Annotated in this window: 18 protein-coding genes and 9 pseudogenes; 14 read left to right on the top strand and 13 right to left on the bottom strand. The window is 64.2% G+C overall.

Annotation, left to right across the window (positions count from 1 at the left end; translation table 11 throughout):
- Window positions 1-53 precede the first annotated feature (53 nt).
- The 5 genes from JD971_RS08175 to JD971_RS08155 form a co-directional block, all read right to left on the bottom strand.
- A complete protein-coding gene (locus JD971_RS08175) occupies window positions 54-368 on the bottom strand; it encodes a flagellar protein FlgN (protein ID WP_236672350.1) in 315 nt (104 codons plus the stop codon).
- Between the two features lie 8 nt (window positions 369-376).
- Window positions 377-625: a flagellar biosynthesis anti-sigma factor FlgM gene (locus JD971_RS08170; protein ID WP_202087164.1), complete on the bottom strand. Its 249-nt coding sequence runs from the start codon at window positions 623-625 to the stop codon at window positions 377-379.
- Between the two features lie 139 nt (window positions 626-764).
- Window positions 765-1,277, bottom strand: coding sequence for a flagella basal body P-ring formation protein FlgA (locus JD971_RS08165; protein ID WP_236672349.1), 513 nt, complete (start codon window positions 1,275-1,277; stop codon window positions 765-767).
- A gap of 44 nt (window positions 1,278-1,321) precedes the next feature.
- A complete protein-coding gene (locus JD971_RS08160; RefSeq protein WP_202087160.1) occupies window positions 1,322-1,786 on the bottom strand; it encodes a hypothetical protein in 465 nt (154 codons plus the stop codon).
- The gene (locus JD971_RS08155; protein ID WP_202087159.1) at window positions 1,783-2,520 is read right to left on the bottom strand and encodes a MotA/TolQ/ExbB proton channel family protein; all 738 of its coding nucleotides are present in this window, start codon (window positions 2,518-2,520) and stop codon (window positions 1,783-1,785) included. Before JD971_RS08155 ends, JD971_RS08160 begins: the two co-directional genes overlap by 4 nt.
- A gap of 265 nt (window positions 2,521-2,785) precedes the next feature.
- Between JD971_RS08155 and flgB the strand changes: the two are divergent.
- The 9 genes and pseudogenes from flgB to JD971_RS08115 all read left to right on the top strand — a co-directional run bounded on the left by flgB (window position 2,786) and on the right by JD971_RS08115 (window position 8,011).
- Window positions 2,786-3,132, top strand: a pseudogene (flgB, locus tag JD971_RS08150) (flagellar basal body rod protein FlgB).
- A complete protein-coding gene (gene flgC, locus JD971_RS08145; protein WP_202087157.1) occupies window positions 3,132-3,536 on the top strand; it encodes a flagellar basal body rod protein FlgC in 405 nt (134 codons plus the stop codon). The pseudogene flgB and the gene flgC overlap by 1 nt, the downstream one beginning before the upstream one ends.
- Window positions 3,533-3,820 (top strand): flagellar hook assembly protein FlgD, encoded by a 288-nt coding sequence (locus JD971_RS08140; RefSeq protein WP_202087156.1) that lies wholly within the window; start codon window positions 3,533-3,535, stop codon window positions 3,818-3,820. Before flgC ends, JD971_RS08140 begins: the two co-directional genes overlap by 4 nt.
- Window positions 3,821-3,846: 26 nt before the next feature.
- Window positions 3,847-4,662 carry a flagellar hook-basal body complex protein gene (locus tag JD971_RS08135; RefSeq protein ID WP_202087155.1) on the top strand — a complete coding sequence of 272 codons (816 nt, stop codon included), beginning with the start codon at window positions 3,847-3,849 and terminating at the stop codon, window positions 4,660-4,662.
- Window positions 4,663-4,667: 5 nt separating this feature from the next.
- Entirely contained in the window at window positions 4,668-5,258 is a 591-nt protein-coding gene (locus tag JD971_RS08130) for a flagellar hook-basal body complex protein (protein ID WP_371809730.1), read from the top strand.
- Window positions 5,225-5,407 carry a flagellar basal body rod C-terminal domain-containing protein gene (locus JD971_RS17155; RefSeq protein ID WP_371809729.1) on the top strand — a complete coding sequence of 61 codons (183 nt, stop codon included), beginning with the start codon at window positions 5,225-5,227 and terminating at the stop codon, window positions 5,405-5,407. The genes JD971_RS08130 and JD971_RS17155 overlap by 34 nt, the downstream gene beginning before the upstream one ends.
- Window positions 5,408-5,439: 32 nt before the next feature.
- Window positions 5,440-6,228 (top strand): flagellar basal-body rod protein FlgG, encoded by a 789-nt coding sequence (gene flgG / locus JD971_RS08125; RefSeq protein ID WP_202087154.1) that lies wholly within the window; start codon window positions 5,440-5,442, stop codon window positions 6,226-6,228.
- Complete coding sequence (locus JD971_RS08120; RefSeq protein ID WP_202087153.1) at window positions 6,228-6,887, top strand: flagellar basal body L-ring protein FlgH; 660 nt, start codon at window positions 6,228-6,230, stop codon at window positions 6,885-6,887. Before flgG ends, JD971_RS08120 begins: the two co-directional genes overlap by 1 nt.
- A gap of 20 nt (window positions 6,888-6,907) precedes the next feature.
- Entirely contained in the window at window positions 6,908-8,011 is a 1,104-nt protein-coding gene (locus JD971_RS08115) for a flagellar basal body P-ring protein FlgI (protein WP_202087151.1), read from the top strand.
- Between the two features lie 148 nt (window positions 8,012-8,159).
- Here JD971_RS08115 and JD971_RS08110 read toward each other — a convergent pair whose 3' ends face one another.
- The 3 genes and pseudogenes from JD971_RS08110 to nylA (JD971_RS17145) form a co-directional block, all read right to left on the bottom strand.
- Window positions 8,160-8,924 carry an IS6-like element IS6100 family transposase gene (locus JD971_RS08110; protein ID WP_001389365.1) on the bottom strand — a complete coding sequence of 255 codons (765 nt, stop codon included), beginning with the start codon at window positions 8,922-8,924 and terminating at the stop codon, window positions 8,160-8,162.
- A complete protein-coding gene (locus JD971_RS17150) occupies window positions 8,890-9,066 on the bottom strand; it encodes a hypothetical protein (RefSeq protein WP_371809728.1) in 177 nt (58 codons plus the stop codon). The genes JD971_RS08110 and JD971_RS17150 overlap by 35 nt, the downstream gene beginning before the upstream one ends.
- Before the next feature lie 423 nt (window positions 9,067-9,489).
- Window positions 9,490-10,958, bottom strand: a pseudogene (gene nylA, locus JD971_RS17145) (6-aminohexanoate-cyclic-dimer hydrolase).
- A gap of 192 nt (window positions 10,959-11,150) precedes the next feature.
- On the opposite strand from nylA (JD971_RS17145), the pseudogene JD971_RS08095 reads away from it, so the two are divergent.
- Window positions 11,151-11,914 (top strand): annotated as a pseudogene (locus JD971_RS08095) (IS6-like element IS6100 family transposase).
- 326 nt (window positions 11,915-12,240) lie between these two features.
- On the opposite strand, the pseudogene nylA (JD971_RS17140) reads toward JD971_RS08095, so the two are convergent.
- Window positions 12,241-13,708, bottom strand: a pseudogene (gene nylA, locus JD971_RS17140) (6-aminohexanoate-cyclic-dimer hydrolase).
- Between the two features lie 192 nt (window positions 13,709-13,900).
- Here nylA (JD971_RS17140) and JD971_RS08085 point away from each other — a divergent pair.
- A pseudogene (locus JD971_RS08085) lies at window positions 13,901-14,664 on the top strand (IS6-like element IS6100 family transposase).
- Window positions 14,665-14,988: 324 nt separating this feature from the next.
- On the opposite strand, the pseudogene nylA (JD971_RS08080) reads toward JD971_RS08085, so the two are convergent.
- Window positions 14,989-15,530, bottom strand: a pseudogene (gene nylA / locus JD971_RS08080) (6-aminohexanoate-cyclic-dimer hydrolase); the annotation flags it as partial.
- A 63-nt stretch (window positions 15,531-15,593) separates the two neighbouring features.
- Here nylA (JD971_RS08080) and JD971_RS08075 point away from each other — a divergent pair.
- On the top strand, window positions 15,594-16,358 hold the full coding sequence (locus JD971_RS08075) for an IS6-like element IS6100 family transposase (RefSeq protein ID WP_001389365.1): 765 nt from the start codon (window positions 15,594-15,596) through the stop codon (window positions 16,356-16,358).
- Between the two features lie 324 nt (window positions 16,359-16,682).
- Here the strand turns inward: JD971_RS08075 and nylA (JD971_RS08070) are convergent.
- Window positions 16,683-18,149, bottom strand: a pseudogene (gene nylA / locus JD971_RS08070) (6-aminohexanoate-cyclic-dimer hydrolase).
- Window positions 18,150-18,341: 192 nt separating this feature from the next.
- On the opposite strand from nylA (JD971_RS08070), the pseudogene JD971_RS08065 reads away from it, so the two are divergent.
- Window positions 18,342-19,105: pseudogene (locus JD971_RS08065) on the top strand (IS6-like element IS6100 family transposase).
- Window positions 19,106-19,424: 319 nt separating this feature from the next.
- Here the strand turns inward: JD971_RS08065 and nylA (JD971_RS17135) are convergent.
- Window positions 19,425-20,896, bottom strand: a pseudogene (nylA, locus tag JD971_RS17135) (6-aminohexanoate-cyclic-dimer hydrolase).
- 192 nt (window positions 20,897-21,088) lie between these two features.
- On the opposite strand from nylA (JD971_RS17135), the gene JD971_RS08055 reads away from it, so the two are divergent.
- A complete protein-coding gene (locus tag JD971_RS08055) occupies window positions 21,089-21,853 on the top strand; it encodes an IS6-like element IS6100 family transposase (RefSeq protein WP_001389365.1) in 765 nt (254 codons plus the stop codon).
- Between the two features lie 324 nt (window positions 21,854-22,177).
- Here JD971_RS08055 and JD971_RS16850 read toward each other — a convergent pair whose 3' ends face one another.
- A complete protein-coding gene (locus tag JD971_RS16850; protein ID WP_256435302.1) occupies window positions 22,178-22,705 on the bottom strand; it encodes an amidase family protein in 528 nt (175 codons plus the stop codon).
- Between the last annotated feature and the right edge of the window lie 145 nt (window positions 22,706-22,850).

Below are 22,850 nucleotides of genomic sequence, written 5' to 3'. Positions count from 1 at the left end.
AGGATTGTTTCAGCAAGAGCCGTGCCAGATGCGCGCCTGTCCGCGCAAGATTATCAGCGCGGCCGGTAAAGCCCGCTCGTGCCGCCGATCATTTCGAGGCGCATCGCGACATTCGCCGCCAGAAGGTTGCGGATCCTGCGGTTGACCTCGTTCATCTGGCGCGCCGATTCCGCCAGGCTGCGGCATTCTTCGGGCAGGGTGGCGGGCGTGATGCGATCAAGCGCGCTGCACAGCGACTGCTTCTCTTCCGCCGAGCCGACCAGTCCGTTGAGGTCGAGATCGGCAAGCGCCTGCCGCTCCTTGTGCAGAACGGCAATCATTTGCCGCAATGCCGCCTCGGGTCCGTTCGGCCGTGGCGCGGGTTTCACGCGCCTGCTCATTGCGGGATGCTCAACAAAAGGCGCCCCGCGATCATCGCGTCGGCGATCTTGGCCGGCTGGATCGGGTAGGTTCCGTCGCGCAGCGCGTTGCGAATGATCGAAACCCGGTCGGCATCGAAGGGCGCACCGGTCGTCGGGGTCGCGCTGGTCTCGACGCGAACCGCATCGTTGCGCCCCTGGGGCAGGGACCGTGCCACGTCCGCTTGCGCAGAAACCGAGGTCTGGCCCATGTCGCGCGCCGACACCGCACCAGTGCGGGCAGAGGAATTGACGGCGGAAATATCGAAGGGTGACACAAGAGGTCTCCTATGGATCATGCGTTCGTGGTTCAGAACGGCGCGCGGGCGATTTTATTAATCGCGCCCCCACCGATTTTTCATAATCTCAGGACAGCGCCGGAATGACGAGCGTTCCGGCGCGCTCGACGCGGGCCTGCACCTCTTCGCGCGAACCGTCCATGCGCACCGTGATCCATTCGCCGGCGGCGCCATTGGCGGTCGCCTCGCCCCCCTGCGACACGGTAAAGCCGCGTCCGCGCACCATCACGGTCACGCGGTCGCCGCGCTTTACCACCGGGGCGGCGGCGACCTTGGCCGCGGTGGAGCGGACCGGATCGACGGCGACGAACACGTGCCACCCGGCATCCGGACAGGCCACGCGCACCGTATCCTGCCGGCGGCCATGCCATTCCAGGGCGAGCGGAACGCCGCAGCGCGCGAGTTTCAGGCGTCGGTCGACCGGCCCGCGTGCGCCGCGCGGTTCGCCAATGGATGCGCCGGTAAAGCCGGCGACGGCGGCGTCGATCGCCGCGGGATCCGTGAACGCCTGCGCCAGCGCCGCACCCGGCGCGGCCAGCGCCAGCGTCGCGGCCAGCATGGCGGCGGTGTGAAATGTCATGGGTCTGCCTCTTGAAACGCGTGTCATGCGCGATTCAATGCAAGCTATGTGCCAAGCGGCGTATTGAGCGATACCGCGAGTTCCTTGTTGCCTGTCATGACCGGTCCCGGCAATGCCGCCCCGCGCCGGTCGAACGCGAACACGGCGACCACCGCGTCCCCGCTTTCGGGTTCCAGCACGATGCGCGTCGCCACGCCCCGCGCCGCGGCAATGGCGACGAGCGCCGCCGCCCGCGCCAGTGCGGCATCATAGCGCCCCTCCCGCGGTCCGCCCCGTATGGTCAGCGTTTCGCGCGCGTCCGCCGACCGGCTGTCGAGCCAGCGGGCAAAGCGTTCGTCCTCCCCGTTGTCGCGGAACACGGCGCTCGGCTCGCCCGCGACGGCAGGCTCGGCCAGAACGACGGCGGCGGGCAGGATGTCGCGCGCCGGCACGGCGGATGCCGCGACCAGGAACAGGATCATCGCCAGATCGGCGAGCATCACCTGCCAGCTTTTGCCGATGCCGCTCATGCCGCCTCGCGCTCGACCGGACGCGTCAGCTCTTCGTGCGGGACGGCCTCGGCGAGCTGCTCGCTCAACCAGTGGACCAGCCGGTCGCGATCCTCGTCCTCCCGCTTGCCCCGCCGCTCGATATAGCGGGCAAGCGGCATCAGCACGAGATGCGCCAGCAGCAGGCCGTAAAGCGTGGTCAGGACCGCGCGCGCCACCGCGCCCGCCATGGCGCCCGCGACATAACCCCCCTGCGGCACCTGCGCGAGCGCGACGAGCGTGCCGGCCATGCCGAACACCGGCGCGAGCTCCGCCCCCTGCTGCAACACGCGCAAGGCCCCGTTGCGAAGGACGCGCCGCCTGCGCGCGGAGGCATCGTGCACCGCGCCGAGCGCATCGAGCGAGCGCGTCGTCACCAGCGCGTCGAGCGCCTCCGCCGTTTCGGCATCGTCGCGCGGCAGATCGCCGGGGCGATAGAGCCCGTCATGGCGCAGATCCTCCACCGCATGCGCGACCTGCGCGCGCGCATCGTCGTAGGAAAACGCCCGCGCGCGCAGCCCCGCCAGCGCCCGTCCCGTCGCGGCGAGATCCGCCCGCCCGGACCGCAGCACGGTCGCCAGCAGCGTCCCGCCGATGACGATGGCCGCACTGCTCCAGTCGAACAGCGCAAATTCGCCCGGCATCGCGGCGAGCGACAGCCAGCCATCCGACACGGAACCGGGGAGCGATGGATCGGATGGGACGGATGCGGGCATCGAACGGGGTTCTCCTTCTCCCCGGCAAGAACGGCAGGACGCTCGCCGTTTTCAGGGCGCGGCGTTCATTTGCCGGATGCGGCAAACGCTTGCCGCCCCCGCGTCCGGCCCGCCCGGCACCGCCGCGAACGCCCCGCAAATCGGGCCGCGGGGCAAAACTGGCACGCACCTTGCTGATACCCCGGCACAGCCAGTCATACGATCCGGCATTCACACGATCAGGGACACGTCCGATGGGCACGAACACACAGAAAGGCACCCGCACATGAGCGAAGGTCTTTTCGGCATTCACGGCGCCGCGCTCGAACTGCGCTCGCAGCGTCTTGGCATGCTGACCTCCAACATCGCCAATGCCGCGACGCCGGGGTACAAGGCGAAGGACATCGATTTCGCCACCGCCCTCGTCATGCGCGAAGGGGGAGCGACACCGGCCGCGCCATTGCCGGCGCCACGCGGTACCGCATTCCGGTGATGCCCTCGCTCGACGGGAACACGGTGGAGCTTGCCAACGAGCAGATGGCCTTTGCCGAGAACGCAGTCGCCTATTCGGCCACGCTGTCCTTCGTCGAAGGGCGCGTCAACACCGTCAACCGCGCATTGAAGGGCGAGTGATGGCCGATAATCTCAACCTGTTTTCCGTCGTTCAACGCGGCATGTCGGCACAGCTCGTGCGCATGAACGCCGCGGCGTCCAACCTTGCCAATGCCGGCGCCGTCGCGGGGAGCGAGCAGGACGCCTACCGCCCGCTGCGCCCGGTGTTCAGCGAAAATCTCGACCGTGCCTCGGGCCTGTCCACCGTGCAGGTCAACGGCGTCTACCGCAGCGACGATACCCCCATCCGCCGCCACGACCCCGGTCACCCGATGGCCGACGAAAACGGCGATGTGTGGGACAGCTCCGTCGATGAGACGGCCGAGATGGTCGAGATCATGGAAAGCAGCCGACAGTACCAGAACCTGGTCGAGGCGATGCAGACCGCCAAGCAATTGATGATCGATACGATGAGGATGAAATGACCGTAACCAGCCTGAATCAGTTGACCGCCGCCAATAATGTCAGCGCGGCGACCACCTCGCCGGCCGGCGGCGGTTTCGCACAGCTCGGCCATGCCGATTTCCTGCGCCTGCTCATGACACAGCTGCAGCAGCAGGACCCCACCGATCCCGCCGACAACAAGGACATGCTGGCCCAGATGGCCCAGTTTTCCAGCCTCGCCGGCACCAATGAAACCAACGAACGCCTGTCGGACATTTCCGGCAAGCTGGATGCGCTGATCGCGGCGCAGACCGCGGCGTCCTGACCCTTTTACCAAGCGGAGAATAACCGATGTCCTTCTACACCTCGCTGAGCGGCCTTCGAAATGCGCAGACCGATCTTGGCGTGATCGCGCACAACATCGCCAATGCCGAGACGACCGGCTTCAAGAAAAGCGATACCGAATTTTCCGACCTCGTCGCAGGCGGCCGGAGCGCGGACCCGCGCCTCACCGTCGGCATTGGCGCGCAGGTCAGCTCGATCAAGCAGAACTTCAAGCTGGGCGCCACCGAACAGACCGGCGCGACCACCGACCTTGCCATCAACGGCGACGGTTTCTTTGCCATTCGCGGCGCCGAAAACAACAAGACCGCCTTTACCCGCAATGGCGCCTTTGCCGTCGACGGGCAGGGTTTCATGCATGACGGCTTCAACAACCGGCTGCAGCTTTACGCGGTCGATGCCAATGGCGACGTCATCGACACGACCACCACCATCGACGCCCAAATCCCGCAGGCGAACGGCGCCGGCGCCGAACTGTCGGGCATCTCGATCGGCAAGAACGGCGTTCTGACCGCGTCCTATGTCGATGGTTCGATCGAACCGGTCGGCCGCGTCGCACTCGTCAGCTTCATCGCGCCGACGGGCCTGCGCCAGCTCGGCAATTCGCAGTGGGAATCGACCGGCCTTTCGGGCGATCCGACCTATGGCATGCCGGGGATCGGGCGTTACGGCAATGTGCTGTCGGGCGCCCTGGAACGGTCGAACGTCGATCTGGCCGAGGAAATGGTCGGTCTCATCACCGCACAGCGCAACTTCCAGGCCAATGCGAAGGCGGTCGATACCGCGACGCAGCTTTCGCAGACGATCCTGAACCTGCGGAGCTAAGACCCATGGACCGCATGATCTACACCGCGCTCACCGGCATGGATTCGGCCATGGTGCGTCAACGCGCCGTCGCCAGCAATCTCGCCAATGCGCAGACGCCGGGCTTTCGCGCCGAAACCTTCGCCGTCCAGACCAAGACGCTGAAGGGTCCGGCACTCGAAGCACGCGCGCAGACGCAGGGCACGGTGCGCGGCGCCGACATGACGGCGGGCGAGATCGTGCGGAGCAGCCAGCCACTCGACGTGGCGGTGTCGGGCGAGGCGCTCATCACCTTGCAGGCCGCCGACGGGGCAGAGGTCTATTCGCGCCGCGGCGATCTGTCCGTGGGCGTGGGCGGCGTGTTGCAGAATGGCGACCGCCGCCCCGTCATGGGCGAGGCCGGACCGATCACCGTGCCCCCGGGCCGCATCGTCACGATCAGCGACGACGGCACCGTCCGCGCCGCCGACCCGGCACAGCCCGAGGAACCCCCGAGGATATCGGCCGCATCAAGCTCGCCAATCCCGTCGGCAGCCGGATCGAGAAGGATCTCGACGGGTTCATGCGGGTCGTGGGCGGCGGCGTGCTGCCGGCCGACCCGACCGCAGAACTGCTGACCGGCGCGCTGGAGCAGAGCAATGTCGATCCCTCGCAGGTGCTGGTCGACATCATCGAGGCGCAGCGCAGCTTCGATCGCCGGTCCAAACTGTTTTCCACCGCGAGCGAGCTGGACCAGTCCACCGCCCGCCTGATGTCGCTGCGCTGATCCGCGCGCGCATTTGCCAAGGAGTATAATCCATGCCCGTTTCCGCTCTCCACGTCGCCCGCACCGGGCTTGAGGCGCAGGACGCCCGCATGCGCGTCATCGCCAACAACCTCGCCAATATCGGCACCACCGGGTTCAAGCGCGACCGCGCCGATTTCGCCACGCTCGCCTATCAGGATGCCCGCGTCGCCGGTCAGCAATCGGGCGAGAACACCGCCTATGCGGTCGGCATCAACCTCGGCACCGGCGTCGCGATCCAGGGGACCAGCCGGATCAACTCGCAGGGCACGCTCAACGGCACGGGCAATGCCCTCGACGTGGCGCTCAACGGCGATGGCTTCTTTGAAATCGAGATGCCCGACGGCACGACCGGCTACACCCGCGCGGGCAATTTCACCCTGTCGGGCGAGGGGCAACTCGTCACCTCGCACGGCTATCCGGTGCAGCCCGGCATCGACATTCCCGAAGGCGCGCAATCCATCTCCATCGCCGAAGACGGCTCGGTCTCCGCAGTGCTCGCCGACGACGCGGCGCCGGTGCAGCTGGGGCAGATCACCGTCACCAGCTTCGTCAATCCCAACGGATTGCAGGCCATGGGCAACAATTTGCTGCGCGCCACCGCGGCGAGCGGCGACCCGCAGCAGGGCGTCGCCGGACAGGAAGGCCGCGGCGCCATCCGCCAGGGCATGCTGGAATCGAGCAATGTGAACGTCGTCGAGGAGCTGGTCGAGATGATCGAGGCGCAGCGGGCCTACGAAATCAATTCCAAGATGGTCAGCGCCGTCGACGAAATGCTGCGCAACGCGAACCAGACGCTGTGATGCGTACCCTCGCCCCCCTCTCGCTCGGTATCGTGGCGCTCACGCTGTCGGCCTGCGCCACGACGCAGCCGCAGCCCGGTTATCAGGCCGCCCTGCCCGCGCCCCCGCCGGTCTATGCACCGCGCGACGGGGCGATCTTTCACGTGGCGGACGGCTATGCCGGGCTGCATTCGGGCACGCGGGCGGCGCGGGTCGGCGATCCCGTCACCGTGCTGCTCGTGGAATTCATCGACGCCACGAAGAACGCCGATGCCCGCACGCAGCGCAACGGCAGCGCGTCGATCACTCCGCCCGCATCCGGCCCGCTCGATTTCCTCAACCCAGAGGCTCTTAAGGCCGCGGCCCAATCGTCGTTCAATGGCCGGGGCGACGCGGCGCAGGGTTCTGCGCTGAGCGGCGCGATCGCCGTCACCATCGCGGAGGTGCGGCCCAATGGCACCGCGCTGATCAAGGGAGAACGACAGATGTTGCTGAGCCAGGGGACCGAATGGGTGCAGTTTTCCGGCATCATCCGGCTCGTCGACATCGATTACAACAATCAGATTCCGTCGACCGCCGTCGCCGATGCGCGGATCATCTACGCCGGCGACGGCGCGGTGCAGCAGGCGAGCCGCCCCGGCTGGCTCAGCCGTTTCTTCGGCCTCATCAGCCCGTTTTGACCCTTGAGAAAGTGCCCGTGATGTTCCGCAAATTCCTTCTCGCCATGATGGCCGCCTGTTTGGGCATGGTCGCAACGGTTCCCGCGCATGCGGAACGCGTGCGCGATCTCGGCGAGTTTCAGGGCGTGCGTCCCAACCAGCTCACCGGATATGGCGTGGTGGTGGGCCTTCCCGGCACCGGCGACAACAATCTGGAATATGTGACGCAGGCGATGCGCGGCGTGTCGGGCCGGCTCGGCATGCCGTTGCCGCCGGGCGTCGAGCCTGGCCTGAAAAATGCGGCTGCCGTCATCATCACCGCCGAACTGCCCGCCTTTGCCAAGCCGGGGCAGCGGATCGACGTGACCGTGTCCACCATCGGGCAGGCGAAATCGCTGCGCGGCGGGGCGCTCATCCTCACCCCGCTGATCGGGTCGGACGGGCAGATCTACGCCATGGCGCAGGGCAATCTCGCCGTCGGCGGGCTCGACGCGACGGGCCGCGACGGGTCCAGCCTGACCATCAACGTGCCGACCGTGGGGCGCATCGCCGCCGGCGCCACGGTGGAACGCGGCGTCGCCACCGGTTTCGATTCCGAAGGTTCGTTGCGCTTCAATCTCCACGATGCCGATTTCCTGACCGCGCGGCGGCTGCGCGATGCGATCAATTCGCGCTTTCCCGGCTGTGCCAGCATCGTCGATGGCGTCACGCTGTCGCTCGTCCTGCCGCATGGCGCCGACATCCGCTCGGCGATGATGGCGGAGATCGAAACGATCGAGGTGAACCCGGCGCAAACCGCCGCCAAGGTCATCGTCAACAGCCGTTCGGGCACCGTCGTCATCAACCAGGCCGTCCGCCTGTCGCCCGCCGCGATCAGCCATGGCCGCCTCGTCGTGCGGGTGGAGGAAAACCCGATGGTGGTGCAGCCCGCCCCGTTCAGCGATGGCCGCACCGCGCTCGAACCCTCCAGCAACGTCAGCGCCGAAGACTATGGCGGAAAGGTGAGCCTGATGCCCGGCGGCGCCGATCTTGCCGAGATCGTCGATGCGCTCAACATGCTGGGCGTGGGCGCGTCCGACCTCGTCGTCATCCTCGAAGCGCTGAAACAGGCCGGCGCGCTCAAGGCCGAGATGGTGGTGCTGTGATGCCGCAGATCCTTCCCATGGCCGCCGCACCCGCCCCCGCCCTGCGCATCACCGGCGCGGCGGAGGGCACCACGCCGCCGCGCGCCACCGGGACGGCTCTGTTGCAAAGATTGGCGGCAGTCAGAGGTAGGCTGTCGCTCTGCGCCGATCAGGCGGCTGCTGCGAAATGGTGGTTGAGCATGCCCATGGCCTCCGTCAGCGCCGAGGGCCCAATGCCAAAAGCTCTCTCCACAAGGCGCACCTCGCCCCTGATGCCGGGCTGCAGGCACCAGGGGCGAGCCTGTCCTTTGCGCAGGGCTCGCATGACTTCGAATCCCTTGATCGTGGCATAGGCCGTGGGGATCGATTTGAAACCGCGCACCGGCTTGATCAGTATCTTGAGCTTTCCGTGATCGGCCTCGATCACGTTATTGAGATACTTCACCTGCCGGTGGGCCGTCTCCCGGTCCAGCTTTCCTTCGCGCTTCAATTCGGTGATCGCTGCACCATAGCTCGGCGCTTTGTCGGTATTGAGCGTGGCAGGCTTTTCCCAGTGCTTCAGGCCTCGCAGGGCCTTGCCCAGGAACCGCTTCGCTGCCTTGGCGCTGCGGGTCGGCGACAGGTAGAAATCGATCGTGTCGCCCCGCTTGTCGACTGCCCGGTACAGGTAGGTCCACTTGCCCCGCACCTTGACGTAGGTTTCATCCAGGCGCCAGCTCGGATCAAAGCCACGCCGCCAGAACCAGCGCAGCCGCTTCTCCATCTCCGGGGCGTAGCACTGGACCCAGCGATAGATCGTCGTATGGTCGACCGAAATGCCGCGTTCCGCCAGCATTTCCTCAAGGTCGCGATAGCTGATCGGATAGCGACAATACCAGCGCACCGCCCACAGGATCACATCACCCTGGAAATGGCGCCACTTGAAATCCGTCATCGTTCCGTCCGTCCAATCTCCGCCAAGCATGCTCAAGCTTCACGATTTTTGCAACAGAGCCGCTGATCGGATAGCGACAATACCAGCGCACCGCCCACAGGATCACATCACCCTGGAAATGGCGCCACTTGAAATCCGTCATCGTTCCGTCCGTCCAATCTCCGCCAAGCATGCTCAAGCTTCACGATTTTTGCAACAGAGCCCTCTTGCCTGCCGTCGACTGGAAGAGCCCCACGACCGGCTCGATCTGGTAAGCGCATGCTCGAGCGGTACGGCAAGTGGAATACGGCAAGCTCTTCAGTCGGTGGGCGGCGGCCGGGTGTGGGAGCGTCTGATCGACGAACTGACGAAGGATTGAGACACTCAGTACCTGATGCTAAGCTCGACCGTGGTGCGAGCTCACAAGCAGGCGACGACAGGCCGGGGTTCCAGCACAGAAAAGAGTGGCCTCAATCCGGCTGTGGGGCGTCCCCGAGGCGGACCTTCACTAAGGCGGTGTGGGGTGCCAGTTGGGGACGAAACCTGGGCCCGGCCCGTATCTGTCGGACCCCATCTCCCGCAAGCATCAGGCCGCTGGGATCTTCCGCGACGGGTTCAGCAATTGGGGCCGCCGAGCGACCCATGGCAGCGCCCCTTCCAACTGCGCGGCCACCTGAAGGAGGAGGTCCTCGCGTCCATAGGCCGCGACGATCTGCACCCCAATCGGCATCCCATCGCTAGACATGCCGATGGGGAGGGAGATAGCTGCCCCGAAACGTTGAAGGGAACGGTGAAGGCCAGCATCCGCAGACTGCCCGAGATAAGGGCGGTGTGACGCCCTTCCAAGTCGGTTCCCTTGGCGGGCATGAGTTCCCCAATTTCCGGCGTCTGACGCGTTACAGTCGGCAAGATCAGGAGGTCCCAACCCGCCTCCCACCAACGCTCCACCTTCCCAGCGTAGTATCGAAGCTCGTCCACGCACGCGGCGAAGGCGCGCCCCGTGACTTGGTCTGCGCGTTTGACCATTTCCCAACTGGTCCACTCAACGTCATCCTCCGTCAGTACCGATCAGTTCTCCGTTGCGTTCGATCTCTCGCGCGATCGCGACGTCGCAAATCGTCAAGTAGTCCTTGAGGAAGGACCGATCGCCGAGCGCCTCTGGGTAGGCGTCGTTCACGTCATGGCCGAGCGCGGCAAGCGCCGCAGCGGCGCCCCGTGCCGCCGCGGCGCATTCCGGATCCAGAGCGAAGTCGCCAACGGGGTTGTGGGTCAGGACCCCCACGCGGAGACTGCCCGGATTCTCGCTTATGCCCTGGGCGTAGGGCCGTGACGCTGTCGGTGCGCAGAACGTGTCGCCCGATGGCCGCTGACGACGTCCAGTAACGCCGCGATGTCCCGCACGCTTCGCGCAAAGAGGCCTTCATGGGCGGTTCCTGCGACGTTGTCTGAATCAGTGACCAAGGGGCCTGAGGATATCCGCCCACGCGTCGGCTTGAGGCCGACGACGCCGCAGACGCTGGCAGGTATGCGCACGGAACCTGCCGAGTCATTGCCGTGCGCAACCGGTGACAGAGCCGCGGCTACCGCAGCCCCTGAGCCGCCGCTGGATCCGCCAACCGACCGTCCGAGGTTCCAAGGGTTCCGAGTGGCGCCCCACGCTTCGGGCTCCGTCGTTACCTGCGTGCCCATCTCCGGTGTATTCGTTTTGCCGAGCAAAACGAACCCCGCCGCGCGCATCCGCTGCACGAAATAGGCATCGTGGTCGGCTCTGTAGCCGGACTCTTTCATGCCTTTGATGCTGGACGTGTTGATATCGCCTTGGCTCACGACGGTGAGGTCCTTCAGAAGATAGGGCACGCCAGCGAAGGGCCCGGAGGCCAACTCGCTCTCACGCCGCGCCTTCTCAAAGAGCGGGATGATGACGGCATTGATCTCTGGGTTCACAGCTTGGACATGAGCGATCGTCGCCTCCAGCAGTTCGGTCCGGCTTATCTCTCCCGAGCGCACGAGTTCGGCCTGGGCCGTCGCATCCTGCCAAAGGTCCACCTTGCTCACTGTCGCGCTCCTTCTGCTGGTCTAAGCCGCGTGGACAATAACCTACCGCGACAGCTCCGGCGCATGCCCTGACGACACCGCCGACAGCCGAAATATTATGCATATGTCCTAGATTGTCTAGTGACCGTGTGGGCTCTGTTGCAAAAATCGTGAAGCTTGAGCATGCTTGGCGGAGATTGGACGGACGGAACGATGACGGATTTCAAGTGGCGCCATTTCCAGGGTGATGTGATCCTGTGGGCGGTGCGCTGGTATTGTCGCTATCCGATCAGCTATCGCGACCTTGAGGAAATGCTGGCGGAACGCGGCATTTCGGTCGACCATACGACGATCTATCGCTGGGTCCAGTGCTACGCCCCGGAGATGGAGAAGCGGCTGCGCTGGTTCTGGCGGCGTGGCTTTGATCCGAGCTGGCGCCTGGATGAAACCTACGTCAAGGTGCGGGGCAAGTGGACCTACCTGTACCGGGCAGTCGACAAGCGGGGCGACACGATCGATTTCTACCTGTCGCCGACCCGCAGCGCCAAGGCAGCGAAGCGGTTCCTGGGCAAGGCCCTGCGAGGCCTGAAGCACTGGGAAAAGCCTGCCACGCTCAATACCGACAAAGCGCCGAGCTATGGTGCAGCGATCACCGAATTGAAGCGCGAAGGAAAGCTGGACCGGGAGACGGCCCACCGGCAGGTGAAGTATCTCAATAACGTGATCGAGGCCGATCACGGAAAGCTCAAGATACTGATCAAGCCGGTGCGCGGTTTCAAATCGATCCCCACGGCCTATGCCACGATCAAGGGATTCGAAGTCATGCGAGCCCTGCGCAAAGGACAGGCTCGCCCCTGGTGCCTGCAGCCCGGCATCAGGGGCGAGGTGCGCCTTGTGGAGAGAGCTTTGGCATTGGGCCCTCGGCGCTGACGGAGGCCATGGGCATGCTCAACCACCATTTCGCAGCAGCCGCCTGATCGGCGCAGAGCGACAGCCTACCTCTGACTGCCGCCAATCTTTGCAACAGAGCCCTTCAGTCGGTGGGCGGCGGTAGGGTGTGGGAGCGTCTGATCGACGAACTGACGAAGGATTGAGACACTCAGTACCTGATGCTAAGCTCGACCGTGGTGCGAGCTCACAAGCAGGCGACGACAGGCCGGGGTTCCAGCACAGAAAAGAGTGGCCTCAATCCGGCTGTGGGGCGTCCCCGAGGCGGACCTTCACTAAGGCGGTGTGGGGTGCCAGTTGGGGACGAAACCTGGGCCCGGCCCGTATCTGTACCGGACCCCATCTCCCGCAAGCATCAGGCCGCTGGGATCTTCCGCGACGGGTTCAGCAATTGGGGCCGCCGAGCGACCCATGGCAGCGCCCCTTCCAACTGCGCGGCCACCTGAAGGAGGAGGTCCTCGCGTCCATAGGCCGCGACGATCTGCACCCCAATCGGCATCCCATCGCTAGACATGCCGATGGGGAGGGAGATAAGCTGCCCCGAAACGTTGAAGGGAACGGTGAAGGCCAGCATCCGCAGACTGCCCGAGATAAAGGCGGTGTGACGCCCTTCCAAGTCGGTTCCCTTGGCGGGCATGAGTTCCCCAATTTCCGGCGTCTGACGCGTTACAGTCGGCAAGATCAGGAGGTCCCAACCCGCCTCCCACCAACGCTCCACCTTCCCAGCGTAGTATCGAAGCTCGTCCACGCACGCGGCGAAGGCGCGCCCCGTGACTTGGTCTGCGCGTTTGACCATTTCCCAACTGGTCCACTCAACGTCATCCTCCGTCAGCCGATCAGTTCTCCGTTGCGTTCGATCTCTCGCGCGATCGCGACGTCGCAAATCGTCAAGTAGTCCTTGAGGAAGGACCGATCGCCGAGCGCCTCTGGGTAGGCGTCGTTCACGTCATGGCCGAGCGCGGCAAGCGCCGCAGCGGCGCCCCGTGCCGCCGCGGCGCATTCCGGATCCAGAGCGAAGTCGCCAACGGGGTTGTGGGTCAGGACCCCCACGCGGAGACTGCCCGGATTCTCGCTTATGCCCTGGGCGTAGGGCCGTGACGCTGTCGGTGCGCAGAACGTGTCGCCCGATGGCCGCTGACGACGTCCAGTAACGCCGCGATGTCCCGCACGCTTCGCGCAAAGAGGCCTTCATGGGCGGTTCCTGCGACGTTGTCTGAATCAGTGACCAAGGGGCCTGAGGATATCCGCCCACGCGTCGGCTTGAGGCCGACGACGCCGCAGACGCTGGCAGGTATGCGCACGGAACCTGCCGAGTCATTGCCGTGCGCAACCGGTGACAGAGCCGCGGCTACCGCAGCCCCTGAGCCGCCGCTGGATCCGCCAACCGACCGTCCGAGGTTCCAAGGGTTCCGAGTGGCGCCCCACGCTTCGGGCTCCGTCGTTACCTGCGTGCCCATCTCCGGTGTATTCGTTTTGCCGAGCAAAACGAACCCCGCCGCGCGCATCCGCTGCACGAAATAGGCATCGTGGTCGGCTCTGTAGCCGGACTCTTTCATGCCTTTGATGCTGGACGTGTTGATATCGCCTTGGCTCACGACGGTGAGGTCCTTCAGAAGATAGGGCACGCCAGCGAAGGGCCCGGAGGCCAACTCGCTCTCACGCCGCGCCTTCTCAAAGAGCGGGATGATGACGGCATTGATCTCTGGGTTCACAGCTTGGACATGAGCGATCGTCGCCTCCAGCAGTTCGGTCCGGCTTATCTCTCCCGAGCGCACGAGTTCGGCCTGGGCCGTCGCATCCTGCCAAAGGTCCACCTTGCTCACTGTCGCGCTCCTTCTGCTGGTCTAAGCCGCGTGGACAATAACCTACCGCGACAGCTCCGGCGCATGCCCTGACGACACCGCCGACAGCCGAAATATTATGCATATGTCCTAGATTGTCAAGTGACCGTGTGGGCTCTGTTGCAAAAATCGTGAAGCTTGAGCATGCTTGGCGGAGATTGGACGGACGGAACGATGACGGATTTCAAGTGGCGCCATTTCCAGGGTGATGTGATCCTGTGGGCGGTGCGCTGGTATTGTCGCTATCCGATCAGCTATCGCGACCTTGAGGAAATGCTGGCGGAACGCGGCATTTCGGTCGACCATACGACGATCTATCGCTGGGTCCAGTGCTACGCCCCGGAGATGGAGAAGCGGCTGCGCTGGTTCTGGCGGCGTGGCTTTGATCCGAGCTGGCGCCTGGATGAAACCTACGTCAAGGTGCGGGGCAAGTGGACCTACCTGTACCGGGCAGTCGACAAGCGGGGCGACACGATCGATTTCTACCTGTCGCCGACCCGCAGCGCCAAGGCAGCGAAGCGGTTCCTGGGCAAGGCCCTGCGAGGCCTGAAGCACTGGGAAAAGCCTGCCACGCTCAATACCGACAAAGCGCCGAGCTATGGTGCAGCGATCACCGAATTGAAGCGCGAAGGAAAGCTGGACCGGGAGACGGCCCACCGGCAGGTGAAGTATCTCAATAACGTGATCGAGGCCGATCACGGAAAGCTCAAGATACTGATCAAGCCGGTGCGCGGTTTCAAATCGATCCCCACGGCCTATGCCACGATCAAGGGATTCGAAGTCATGCGAGCCCTGCGCAAGGACAGGCTCGCCCCTGGTGCCTGCAGCCCGGCATCAGGGGCGAGGTGCGCCTTGTGGAGAGAGCTTTTGGCATTGGGCCCTCGGCGCTGACGGAGGCCATGGGCATGCTCAACCACCATTTCGCAGCAGCCGCCTGATCGGCGCAGAGCGACAGCCTACCTCTGACTGCCGCCAATCTTTGCAACAGAGCCCTTCAGTCGGTGGGCGGCGGTAGGGTGTGGGAGCGTCTGATCGACGAACTGACGAAGGATTGAGACACTCAGTACCTGATGCTAAGCTCGACCGTGGTGCGAGCTCACAAGCAGGCGACGACAGGCCGGGGTTCCAGCACAGAAAAGAGTGGCCTCAATCCGGCTGTGGGGCGTCCCCGAGGCGGACCTTCACTAAGGCGGTGTGGGGTGCCAGTTGGGGACGAAACCTGGGCCCGGCCCGTATCTGTCGGACCCCATCTCCCGCAAGCATCAGGCCGCTGGGATCTTCCGCGACGGGTTCAGCAATTGGGGCCGCCGAGCGACCCATGGCAGCGCCCCTTCCAACTGCGCGGCCACCTGAAGGAGGAGGTCCTCGCGTCCATAGGCCGCGACGATCTGCACCCCAATCGGCATCCCATCGCTAGACATGCCGATGGGGAGGGAGATAGCTGCCCCGAAACGTTGAAGGGAACGGTGAAGGCCAGCATCCGCAGACTGCCCGAGATAAGGGCGGTGTGACGCCCTTCCAAGTCGGTTCCCTTGGCGGGCATGAGTTCCCCAATTTCCGGCGTCTGACGCGTTACAGTCGGCAAGATCAGGAGGTCCCAACCCGCCTCCCACCAACGCTCCACCTTCCCAGCGTAGTATCGAAGCTCGTCCACGCACGCGGCGAAGGCGCGCCCCGTGACTTGGTCTGCGCGTTTGACCATTTCCCAACTGGTCCACTCAACGTCATCCTCCGTCAGCGGTCGGCAGATCAGTTCTCCGTTGCGTTCGATCTCTCGCGCGATCGCGACGTCGCAAATCGTCAAGTGGCTCTGTTGCAAAAATCGTGAAGCTTGAGCATGCTTGGCGGAGATTGGACGGACGGAACGATGACGGATTTCAAGTGGCGCCATTTCCAGGGTGATGTGATCCTGTGGGCGGTGCGCTGGTATTGTCGCTATCCGATCAGCTATCGCGACCTTGAGGAAATGCTGGCGGAACGCGGCATTTCGGTCGACCATACGACGATCTATCGCTGGGTCCAGTGCTACGCCCCGGAGATGGAGAAGCGGCTGCGCTGGTTCTGGCGGCGTGGCTTTGATCCGAGCTGGCGCCTGGATGAAACCTACGTCAAGGTGCGGGGCAAGTGGACCTACCTGTACCGGGCAGTCGACAAGCGGGGCGACACGATCGATTTCTACCTGTCGCCGACCCGCAGCGCCAAGGCAGCGAAGCGGTTCCTGGGCAAGGCCCTGCGAGGCCTGAAGCACTGGGAAAAGCCTGCCACGCTCAATACCGACAAAGCGCCGAGCTATGGTGCAGCGATCACCGAATTGAAGCGCGAAGGAAAGCTGGACCGGGAGACGGCCCACCGGCAGGTGAAGTATCTCAATAACGTGATCGAGGCCGATCACGGAAAGCTCAAGATACTGATCAAGCCGGTGCGCGGTTTCAAATCGATCCCCACGGCCTATGCCACGATCAAGGGATTCGAAGTCATGCGAGCCCTGCGCAAAGGACAGGCTCGCCCCTGGTGCCTGCAGCCCGGCATCAGGGGCGAGGTGCGCCTTGTGGAGAGAGCTTTTGGCATTGGGCCCTCGGCGCTGACGGAGGCCATGGGCATGCTCAACCACCATTTCGCAGCAGCCGCCTGATCGGCGCAGAGCGACAGCCTACCTCTGACTGCCGCCAATCTTTGCAACAGAGCCCTTCAGTCGGTGGGCGGCGGTAGGGTGTGGGAGCGTCTGATCGACGAACTGACGAAGGATTGAGACACTCAGTACCTGATGCTAAGCTCGACCGTGGTGCGAGCTCACAAGCAGGCGACGACAGGCCGGGGTTCCAGCACAGAAAAGAGTGGCCTCAATCCGGCTGTGGGGCGTCCCCGAGGCGGACCTTCACTAAGGCGGTGTGGGGTGCCAGTTGGGGACGAAACCTGGGCCCGGCCCGTATCTGTCGGACCCCATCTCCCGCAAGCATCAGGCCGCTGGGATCTTCCGCGACGGGTTCAGCAATTGGGGCCGCCGAGCGACCCATGGCAGCGCCCCTTCCAACTGCGCGGCCACCTGAAGGAGGAGGTCCTCGCGTCCATAGGCCGCGACGATCTGCACCCCAATCGGCATCCCATCGCTAGACATGCCGATGGGGAGGAGATAGGCTGCCCCGAAACGTTGAAGGGAACGGTGAAGGCCAGCATCCGCAGACTGCCCGAGATAAAGGCGGTGTGACGCCCTTCCAAGTCGGTTCCCTTGGCGGGCATGAGTTCCCCAATTTCCGGCGTCTGACGCGTTACAGTCGGCAAGATCAGGAGGTCCCAACCCGCCTCCCACCAACGCTCCACCTTCCCAGCGTAGTATCGAAGCTCGTCCACGCACGCGGCGAAGGCGCGCCCCGTGACTTGGTCTGCGCGTTTGACCATTTCCCAACTGGTCCACTCAACGTCATCCTCCGTCAGCGATCAGTTCTCCGTTGCGTTCGATCTCTCGCGCGATCGCGACGTCGCAAATCGTCAAGTAGTCCTTGAGGAAGGACCGATCGCCGAGCGCCTCTGGGTAGGCGTCGTTCACGTCATGGCCGAGCGCGGCAAGCGCCGCAGCGGCGCCCCGTGCCGCCGCGGCGCATTCCGGATCCAGAGCGAAGTCGCCAACGGGGTTGTGGGTCAGGACCCCCACGCGGAGACTGCCCGGATTCTCGCTTATGCCCTGGGCGTAGGGCCGTGACGCTGTCGGTGCGCAGAACGTGTCGCCCCGATGGCCGCTGACGACGTCCAGTAACGCCGCGATGTCCCGCACGCTTCGCGCAAAGAGGCCTTCATGGGCGGTTCCTGCGACGTTGTCTGAATCAGTGACCAAGGGGCCTGAGGATATCCGCCCACGCGTCGGCTTGAGGCCGACGACGCCGCAGACGCTGGCAGGTATGCGCACGGAACCTGCCGAGTCATTGCCGTGCGCAACCGGTGACAGAGCCGCGGCTACCGCAGCCCCTGAGCCGCCGCTGGATCCGCCAACCGACCGTCCGAGGTTCCAAGGGTTCCGAGTGGCGCCCCACGCTTCGGGCTCCGTCGTTACCTGCGTGCCCATCTCCGGTGTATTCGTTTTGCCGAGCAAAACGAACCCCGCCGCGCGCATCCGCTGCACGAAATAGGCATCGTGGTCGGCTCTGTAGCCGGACTCTTTCATGCCTTTGATGCTGGACGTGTTGATATCGCCTTGGCTCACGACGGTGAGGTCCTTCAGAAGATAGGGCACGCCAGCGAAGGGCCCGGAGGCCAACTCGCTCTCACGCCGCGCCTTCTCAAAGAGCGGGATGATGACGGCATTGATCTCTGGGTTCACAGCTTGGACATGAGCGATCGTCGCCTCCAGCAGTTCGGTCCGGCTTATCTCTCCCGAGCGCACGAGTTCGGCCTGGGCCGTCGCATCCTGCCAAAGGTCCACCTTGCTCACTGTCGCGCTCCTTCTGCTGGTCTAAGCCGCGTGGACAATAACCTACCGCGACAGCTCCGGCGCATGCCCTGACGACACCGCCGACAGCCGAAATATTATGCATATGTCCTAGATTGTCAAGTGACCGTGTGGGCTCTGTTGCAAAAATCGTGAAGCTTGAGCATGCTTGGCGGAGATTGGACGGACGGAACGATGACGGATTTCAAGTGGCGCCATTTCCAGGGTGATGTGATCCTGTGGGCGGTGCGCTGGTATTGTCGCTATCCGATCAGCTATCGCGACCTTGAGGAAATGCTGGCGGAACGCGGCATTTCGGTCGACCATACGACGATCTATCGCTGGGTCCAGTGCTACGCCCCGGAGATGGAGAAGCGGCTGCGCTGGTTCTGGCGGCGTGGCTTTGATCCGAGCTGGCGCCTGGATGAAACCTACGTCAAGGTGCGGGGCAAGTGGACCTACCTGTACCGGGCAGTCGACAAGCGGGGCGACACGATCGATTTCTACCTGTCGCCGACCCGCAGCGCCAAGGCAGCGAAGCGGTTCCTGGGCAAGGCCCTGCGAGGCCTGAAGCACTGGGAAAAGCCTGCCACGCTCAATACCGACAAAGCGCCGAGCTATGGTGCAGCGATCACCGAATTGAAGCGCGAAGGAAAGCTGGACCGGGAGACGGCCCACCGGCAGGTGAAGTATCTCAATAACGTGATCGAGGCCGATCACGGAAAGCTCAAGATACTGATCAAGCCGGTGCGCGGTTTCAAATCGATCCCCACGGCCTATGCCACGATCAAGGGATTCGAAGTCATGCGAGCCCTGCGCAAGGACAGGCTCGCCCCTGGTGCCTGCAGCCCGGCATCAGGGGCGAGGTGCGCCTTGTGGAGAGAGCTTTTGGCATTGGGCCCTCGGCGCTGACGGAGGCCATGGGCATGCTCAACCACCATTTCGCAGCAGCCGCCTGATCGGCGCAGAGCGACAGCCTACCTCTGACTGCCGCCAATCTTTGCAACAGAGCCCTTCAGTCGGTGGGCGGCGGTGTGGGAGCGTCTGATCGACGAACTGACGAAGGATTGAGACACTCAGTACCTGATGCTAAGCTCGACCGTGGTGCGAGCTCACAAGCAGGCGACGACAGGCCGGGGTTCCAGCACAGAAAAGAGTGGCCTCAATCCGGCTGTGGGGCGTCCCCGAGGCGGACCTTCACTAAGGCGGTGTGGGGTGCCAGTTGGGGACGAAACCTGGGCCCGGCCCGTATCTGTCGGACCCCATCTCCCGCAAGCATCAGGCCGCTGGGATCTTCCGCGACGGGTTCAGCAATTGGGGCCGCCGAGCGACCCATGGCAGCGCCCCTTCCAACTGCGCGGCCACCTGAAGGAGGAGGTCCTCGCGTCCATAGGCCGCGACGATCTGCACCCCAATCGGCATCCCATCGCTAGACATGCCGATGGGGAGGGAGATAGCTGCCCCGAAACGTTGAAGGGAACGGTGAAGGCCAGCATCCGCAGACTGCCCGAGATAAAGGCGGTGTGACGCCCTTCCAAGTCGGTTCCCTTGGCGGGCATGAGTTCCCCAATTTCCGGCGTCTGACGCGTTACAGTCGGCAAGATCAGGAGGTCCCAACCCGCCTCCCACCAACGCTCCACCTTCCCAGCGTAGTATCGAAGCTCGTCCACGCACGCGGCGAAGGCGCGCCCCGTGACTTGGTCTGCGCGTTTGACCATTTCCCAACTGGTCCACTCAACGTCATCCTCCGTCAGCGGTACCGATCAGTTCTCCGTTGCGTTCGATCTCTCGCGCGATCGCGACGTCGCAAATCGTCAAGTAGTCCTTGAGGAAGGACCGATCGCCGAGCGCCTCTGGGTAGGCGTCGTTCACGTCATGGCCGAGCGCGGCAAGCGCCGCAGCGGCGCCCCGTGCCGCCGCGGCGCATTCCGGATCCAGAGCGAAGTCGCCAACGGGGTTGTGGGTCAGGACCCCCACGCGGAGACTGCCCGGATTCTCGCTTATGCCCTGGGCGTAGGGCCGTGACGCTGTCGGTGCGCAGAACGTGTCGCCCGATGGCCGCTGACGACGTCCAGTAACGCCGCGATGTCCCGCACGCTTCGCGCAAAGAGGCCTTCATGGGCGGTTCCTGCGACGTTGTCTGAATCAGTGACCAAGGGGCCTGAGGATATCCGCCCACGCGTCGGCTTGAGGCCGACGACGCCGCAGACGCTGGCAGGTATGCGCACGGAACCTGCCGAGTCATTGCCGTGCGCAACCGGTGACAGAGCCGCGGCTACCGCAGCCCCTGAGCCGCCGCTGGATCCGCCAACCGACCGTCCGAGGTTCCAAGGGTTCCGAGTGGCGCCCCACGCTTCGGGCTCCGTCGTTACCTGCGTGCCCATCTCCGGTGTATTCGTTTTGCCGAGCAAAACGAACCCCGCCGCGCGCATCCGCTGCACGAAATAGGCATCGTGGTCGGCTCTGTAGCCGGACTCTTTCATGCCTTTGATGCTGGACGTGTTGATATCGCCTTGGCTCACGACGGTGAGGTCCTTCAGAAGATAGGGCACGCCAGCGAAGGGCCCGGAGGCCAACTCGCTCTCACGCCGCGCCTTCTCAAAGAGCGGGATGATGACGGCATTGATCTCTGGGTTCACAGCTTGGACATGAGCGATCGTCGCCTCCAGCAGTTCGGTCCGGCTTATCTCTCCCGAGCGCACGAGTTCGGCCTGGGCCGTCGCATCCTGCCAAAGGTCCACCTTGCTCACTGTCGCGCTCCTTCTGCTGGTCTAAGCCGCGTGGACAATAACCTACCGCGACAGCTCCGGCGCATGCCCTGACGACACCGCCGACAGCCGAAATATTATGCATATGTCCTAGATTGTCAAGTGACCGTGTGGGCTCTGTTGCAAAAATCGTGAAGCTTGAGCATGCTTGGCGGAGATTGGACGGACGGAACGATGACGGATTTCAAGTGGCGCCATTTCCAGGGTGATGTGATCCTGTGGGCGGTGCGCTGGTATTGTCGCTATCCGATCAGCTATCGCGACCTTGAGGAAATGCTGGCGGAACGCGGCATTTCGGTCGACCATACGACGATCTATCGCTGGGTCCAGTGCTACGCCCCGGAGATGGAGAAGCGGCTGCGCTGGTTCTGGCGGCGTGGCTTTGATCCGAGCTGGCGCCTGGATGAAACCTACGTCAAGGTGCGGGGCAAGTGGACCTACCTGTACCGGGCAGTCGACAAGCGGGGCGACACGATCGATTTCTACCTGTCGCCGACCCGCAGCGCCAAGGCAGCGAAGCGGTTCCTGGGCAAGGCCCTGCGAGGCCTGAAGCACTGGGAAAAGCCTGCCACGCTCAATACCGACAAAGCGCCGAGCTATGGTGCAGCGATCACCGAATTGAAGCGCGAAGGAAAGCTGGACCGGGAGACGGCCCACCGGCAGGTGAAGTATCTCAATAACGTGATCGAGGCCGATCACGGAAAGCTCAAGATACTGATCAAGCCGGTGCGCGGTTTCAAATCGATCCCCACGGCCTATGCCACGATCAAGGGATTCGAAGTCATGCGAGCCCTGCGCAAAGGACAGGCTCGCCCCTGGTGCCTGCAGCCCGGCATCAGGGGCGAGGTGCGCCTTGTGGAGAGAGCTTTTGGCATTGGGCCCTCGGCGCTGACGGAGGCCATGGGCATGCTCAACCACCATTTCGCAGCAGCCGCCTGATCGGCGCAGAGCGACAGCCTACCTCTGACTGCCGCCAATCTTTGCAACAGAGCCCTTCAGTCGGTGGGCGGCGGTAGGGTGTGGGAGCGTCTGATCGACGAACTGACGAAGGATTGAGACACTCAGTACCTGATGCTAAGCTCGACCGTGGTGCGAGCTCACAAGCAGGCGACGACAGGCCGGGGTTCCAGCACAGAAAAGAGTGGCCTCAATCCGGCTGTGGGGCGTCCCCGAGGCGGACCTTCACTAAGGCGGTGTGGGGTGCCAGTTGGGGACGAAACCTGGGCCCGGCCCGTATCTGTCGGACCCCATCTCCCGCAAGCATCAGGCCGCTGGGATCTTCCGCGACGGGTTCAGCAATTGGGGCCGCCGAGCGACCCATGGCAGCGCCCCTTCCAACTGCGCGGCCACCTGAAGGAGGAGGTCCTCGCGTCCATAGGCCGCGACGATCTGCACCCCAATCGGCATCCCATCGCTAGACATGCCGATGGGGAGGGAGATAAGCTGCCCCGAAACGTTGAAGGGAACGGTGAAGGCCAGCATCCGCAGACTGCCCGAGATAAAGGCGGTGTGACGCCCTTCCAAGTCGGTTCCCTTGGCGGGCATGAGTTCCCCAATTTCCGGCGTCTGACGCGTTACAGTCGGCAAGATCAGGAGGTCCCAACCCGCCTCCCACCAACGCTCCACCTTCCCAGCGTAGTATCGAAGCTCGTCCACGCACGCGGCGAAGGCGCGCCCCGTGACTTGGTCTGCGCGTTTGACCATTTCCCAACTGGTCCACTCAACGTCATCCTCCGTCAGCCGATCAGTTCTCCGTTGCGTTCGATCTCTCGCGCGATCGCGACGTCGCAAATCGTCAAGTAGTCCTTGAGGAAGGACCGATCGCCGAGCGCCTCTGGGTAGGCGTCGTTCACGTCATGGCCGAGCGCGGCAAGCGCCGCAGCGGCGCCCCGTGCCGCCGCGGCGCATTCCGGATCCAGAGCGAAGTCGCCAACGG

The organism is Croceicoccus sp. YJ47 (assembly GCF_016745095.1).
Taxonomy (GTDB): domain Bacteria; phylum Pseudomonadota; class Alphaproteobacteria; order Sphingomonadales; family Sphingomonadaceae; genus Croceicoccus.
This window is presented reverse-complemented; position numbering and strand designations above follow the sequence as displayed.

Excerpts from the sequence above, each read along its gene's own strand:
- JD971_RS08165 (WP_236672349.1), bottom strand. The coding sequence starts at position 1,277 with ATGACATTTCACACCGCCGCCATGCTGGCCGCGACGCTGGCGCTGGCC.
- JD971_RS08160 (WP_202087160.1), bottom strand. The coding sequence starts at position 1,786 with ATGAGCGGCATCGGCAAAAGCTGGCAGGTGATGCTCGCCGATCTGGCG.
- JD971_RS08155 (WP_202087159.1), bottom strand. The coding sequence starts at position 2,520 with ATGCCCGCATCCGTCCCATCCGATCCATCGCTCCCCGGTTCCGTGTCG.
- flgC (WP_202087157.1), top strand. The coding sequence starts at position 3,132 with ATGGCCGATAATCTCAACCTGTTTTCCGTCGTTCAACGCGGCATGTCG.
- JD971_RS08140 (WP_202087156.1), top strand. The coding sequence starts at position 3,533 with ATGACCGTAACCAGCCTGAATCAGTTGACCGCCGCCAATAATGTCAGC.
- JD971_RS08135 (WP_202087155.1), top strand. The coding sequence starts at position 3,847 with ATGTCCTTCTACACCTCGCTGAGCGGCCTTCGAAATGCGCAGACCGAT.
- JD971_RS08130 (WP_371809730.1), top strand. The coding sequence starts at position 4,668 with ATGGACCGCATGATCTACACCGCGCTCACCGGCATGGATTCGGCCATG.
- flgG (WP_202087154.1), top strand. The coding sequence starts at position 5,440 with ATGCCCGTTTCCGCTCTCCACGTCGCCCGCACCGGGCTTGAGGCGCAG.
- JD971_RS08120 (WP_202087153.1), top strand. The coding sequence starts at position 6,228 with ATGCGTACCCTCGCCCCCCTCTCGCTCGGTATCGTGGCGCTCACGCTG.
- JD971_RS08115 (WP_202087151.1), top strand. The coding sequence starts at position 6,908 with ATGTTCCGCAAATTCCTTCTCGCCATGATGGCCGCCTGTTTGGGCATG.
- JD971_RS08110 (WP_001389365.1), bottom strand. The coding sequence starts at position 8,924 with ATGACGGATTTCAAGTGGCGCCATTTCCAGGGTGATGTGATCCTGTGG.
- JD971_RS17150 (WP_371809728.1), bottom strand. The coding sequence starts at position 9,066 with ATGACGGATTTCAAGTGGCGCCATTTCCAGGGTGATGTGATCCTGTGG.
- JD971_RS08075 (WP_001389365.1), top strand. The coding sequence starts at position 15,594 with ATGACGGATTTCAAGTGGCGCCATTTCCAGGGTGATGTGATCCTGTGG.
- JD971_RS08055 (WP_001389365.1), top strand. The coding sequence starts at position 21,089 with ATGACGGATTTCAAGTGGCGCCATTTCCAGGGTGATGTGATCCTGTGG.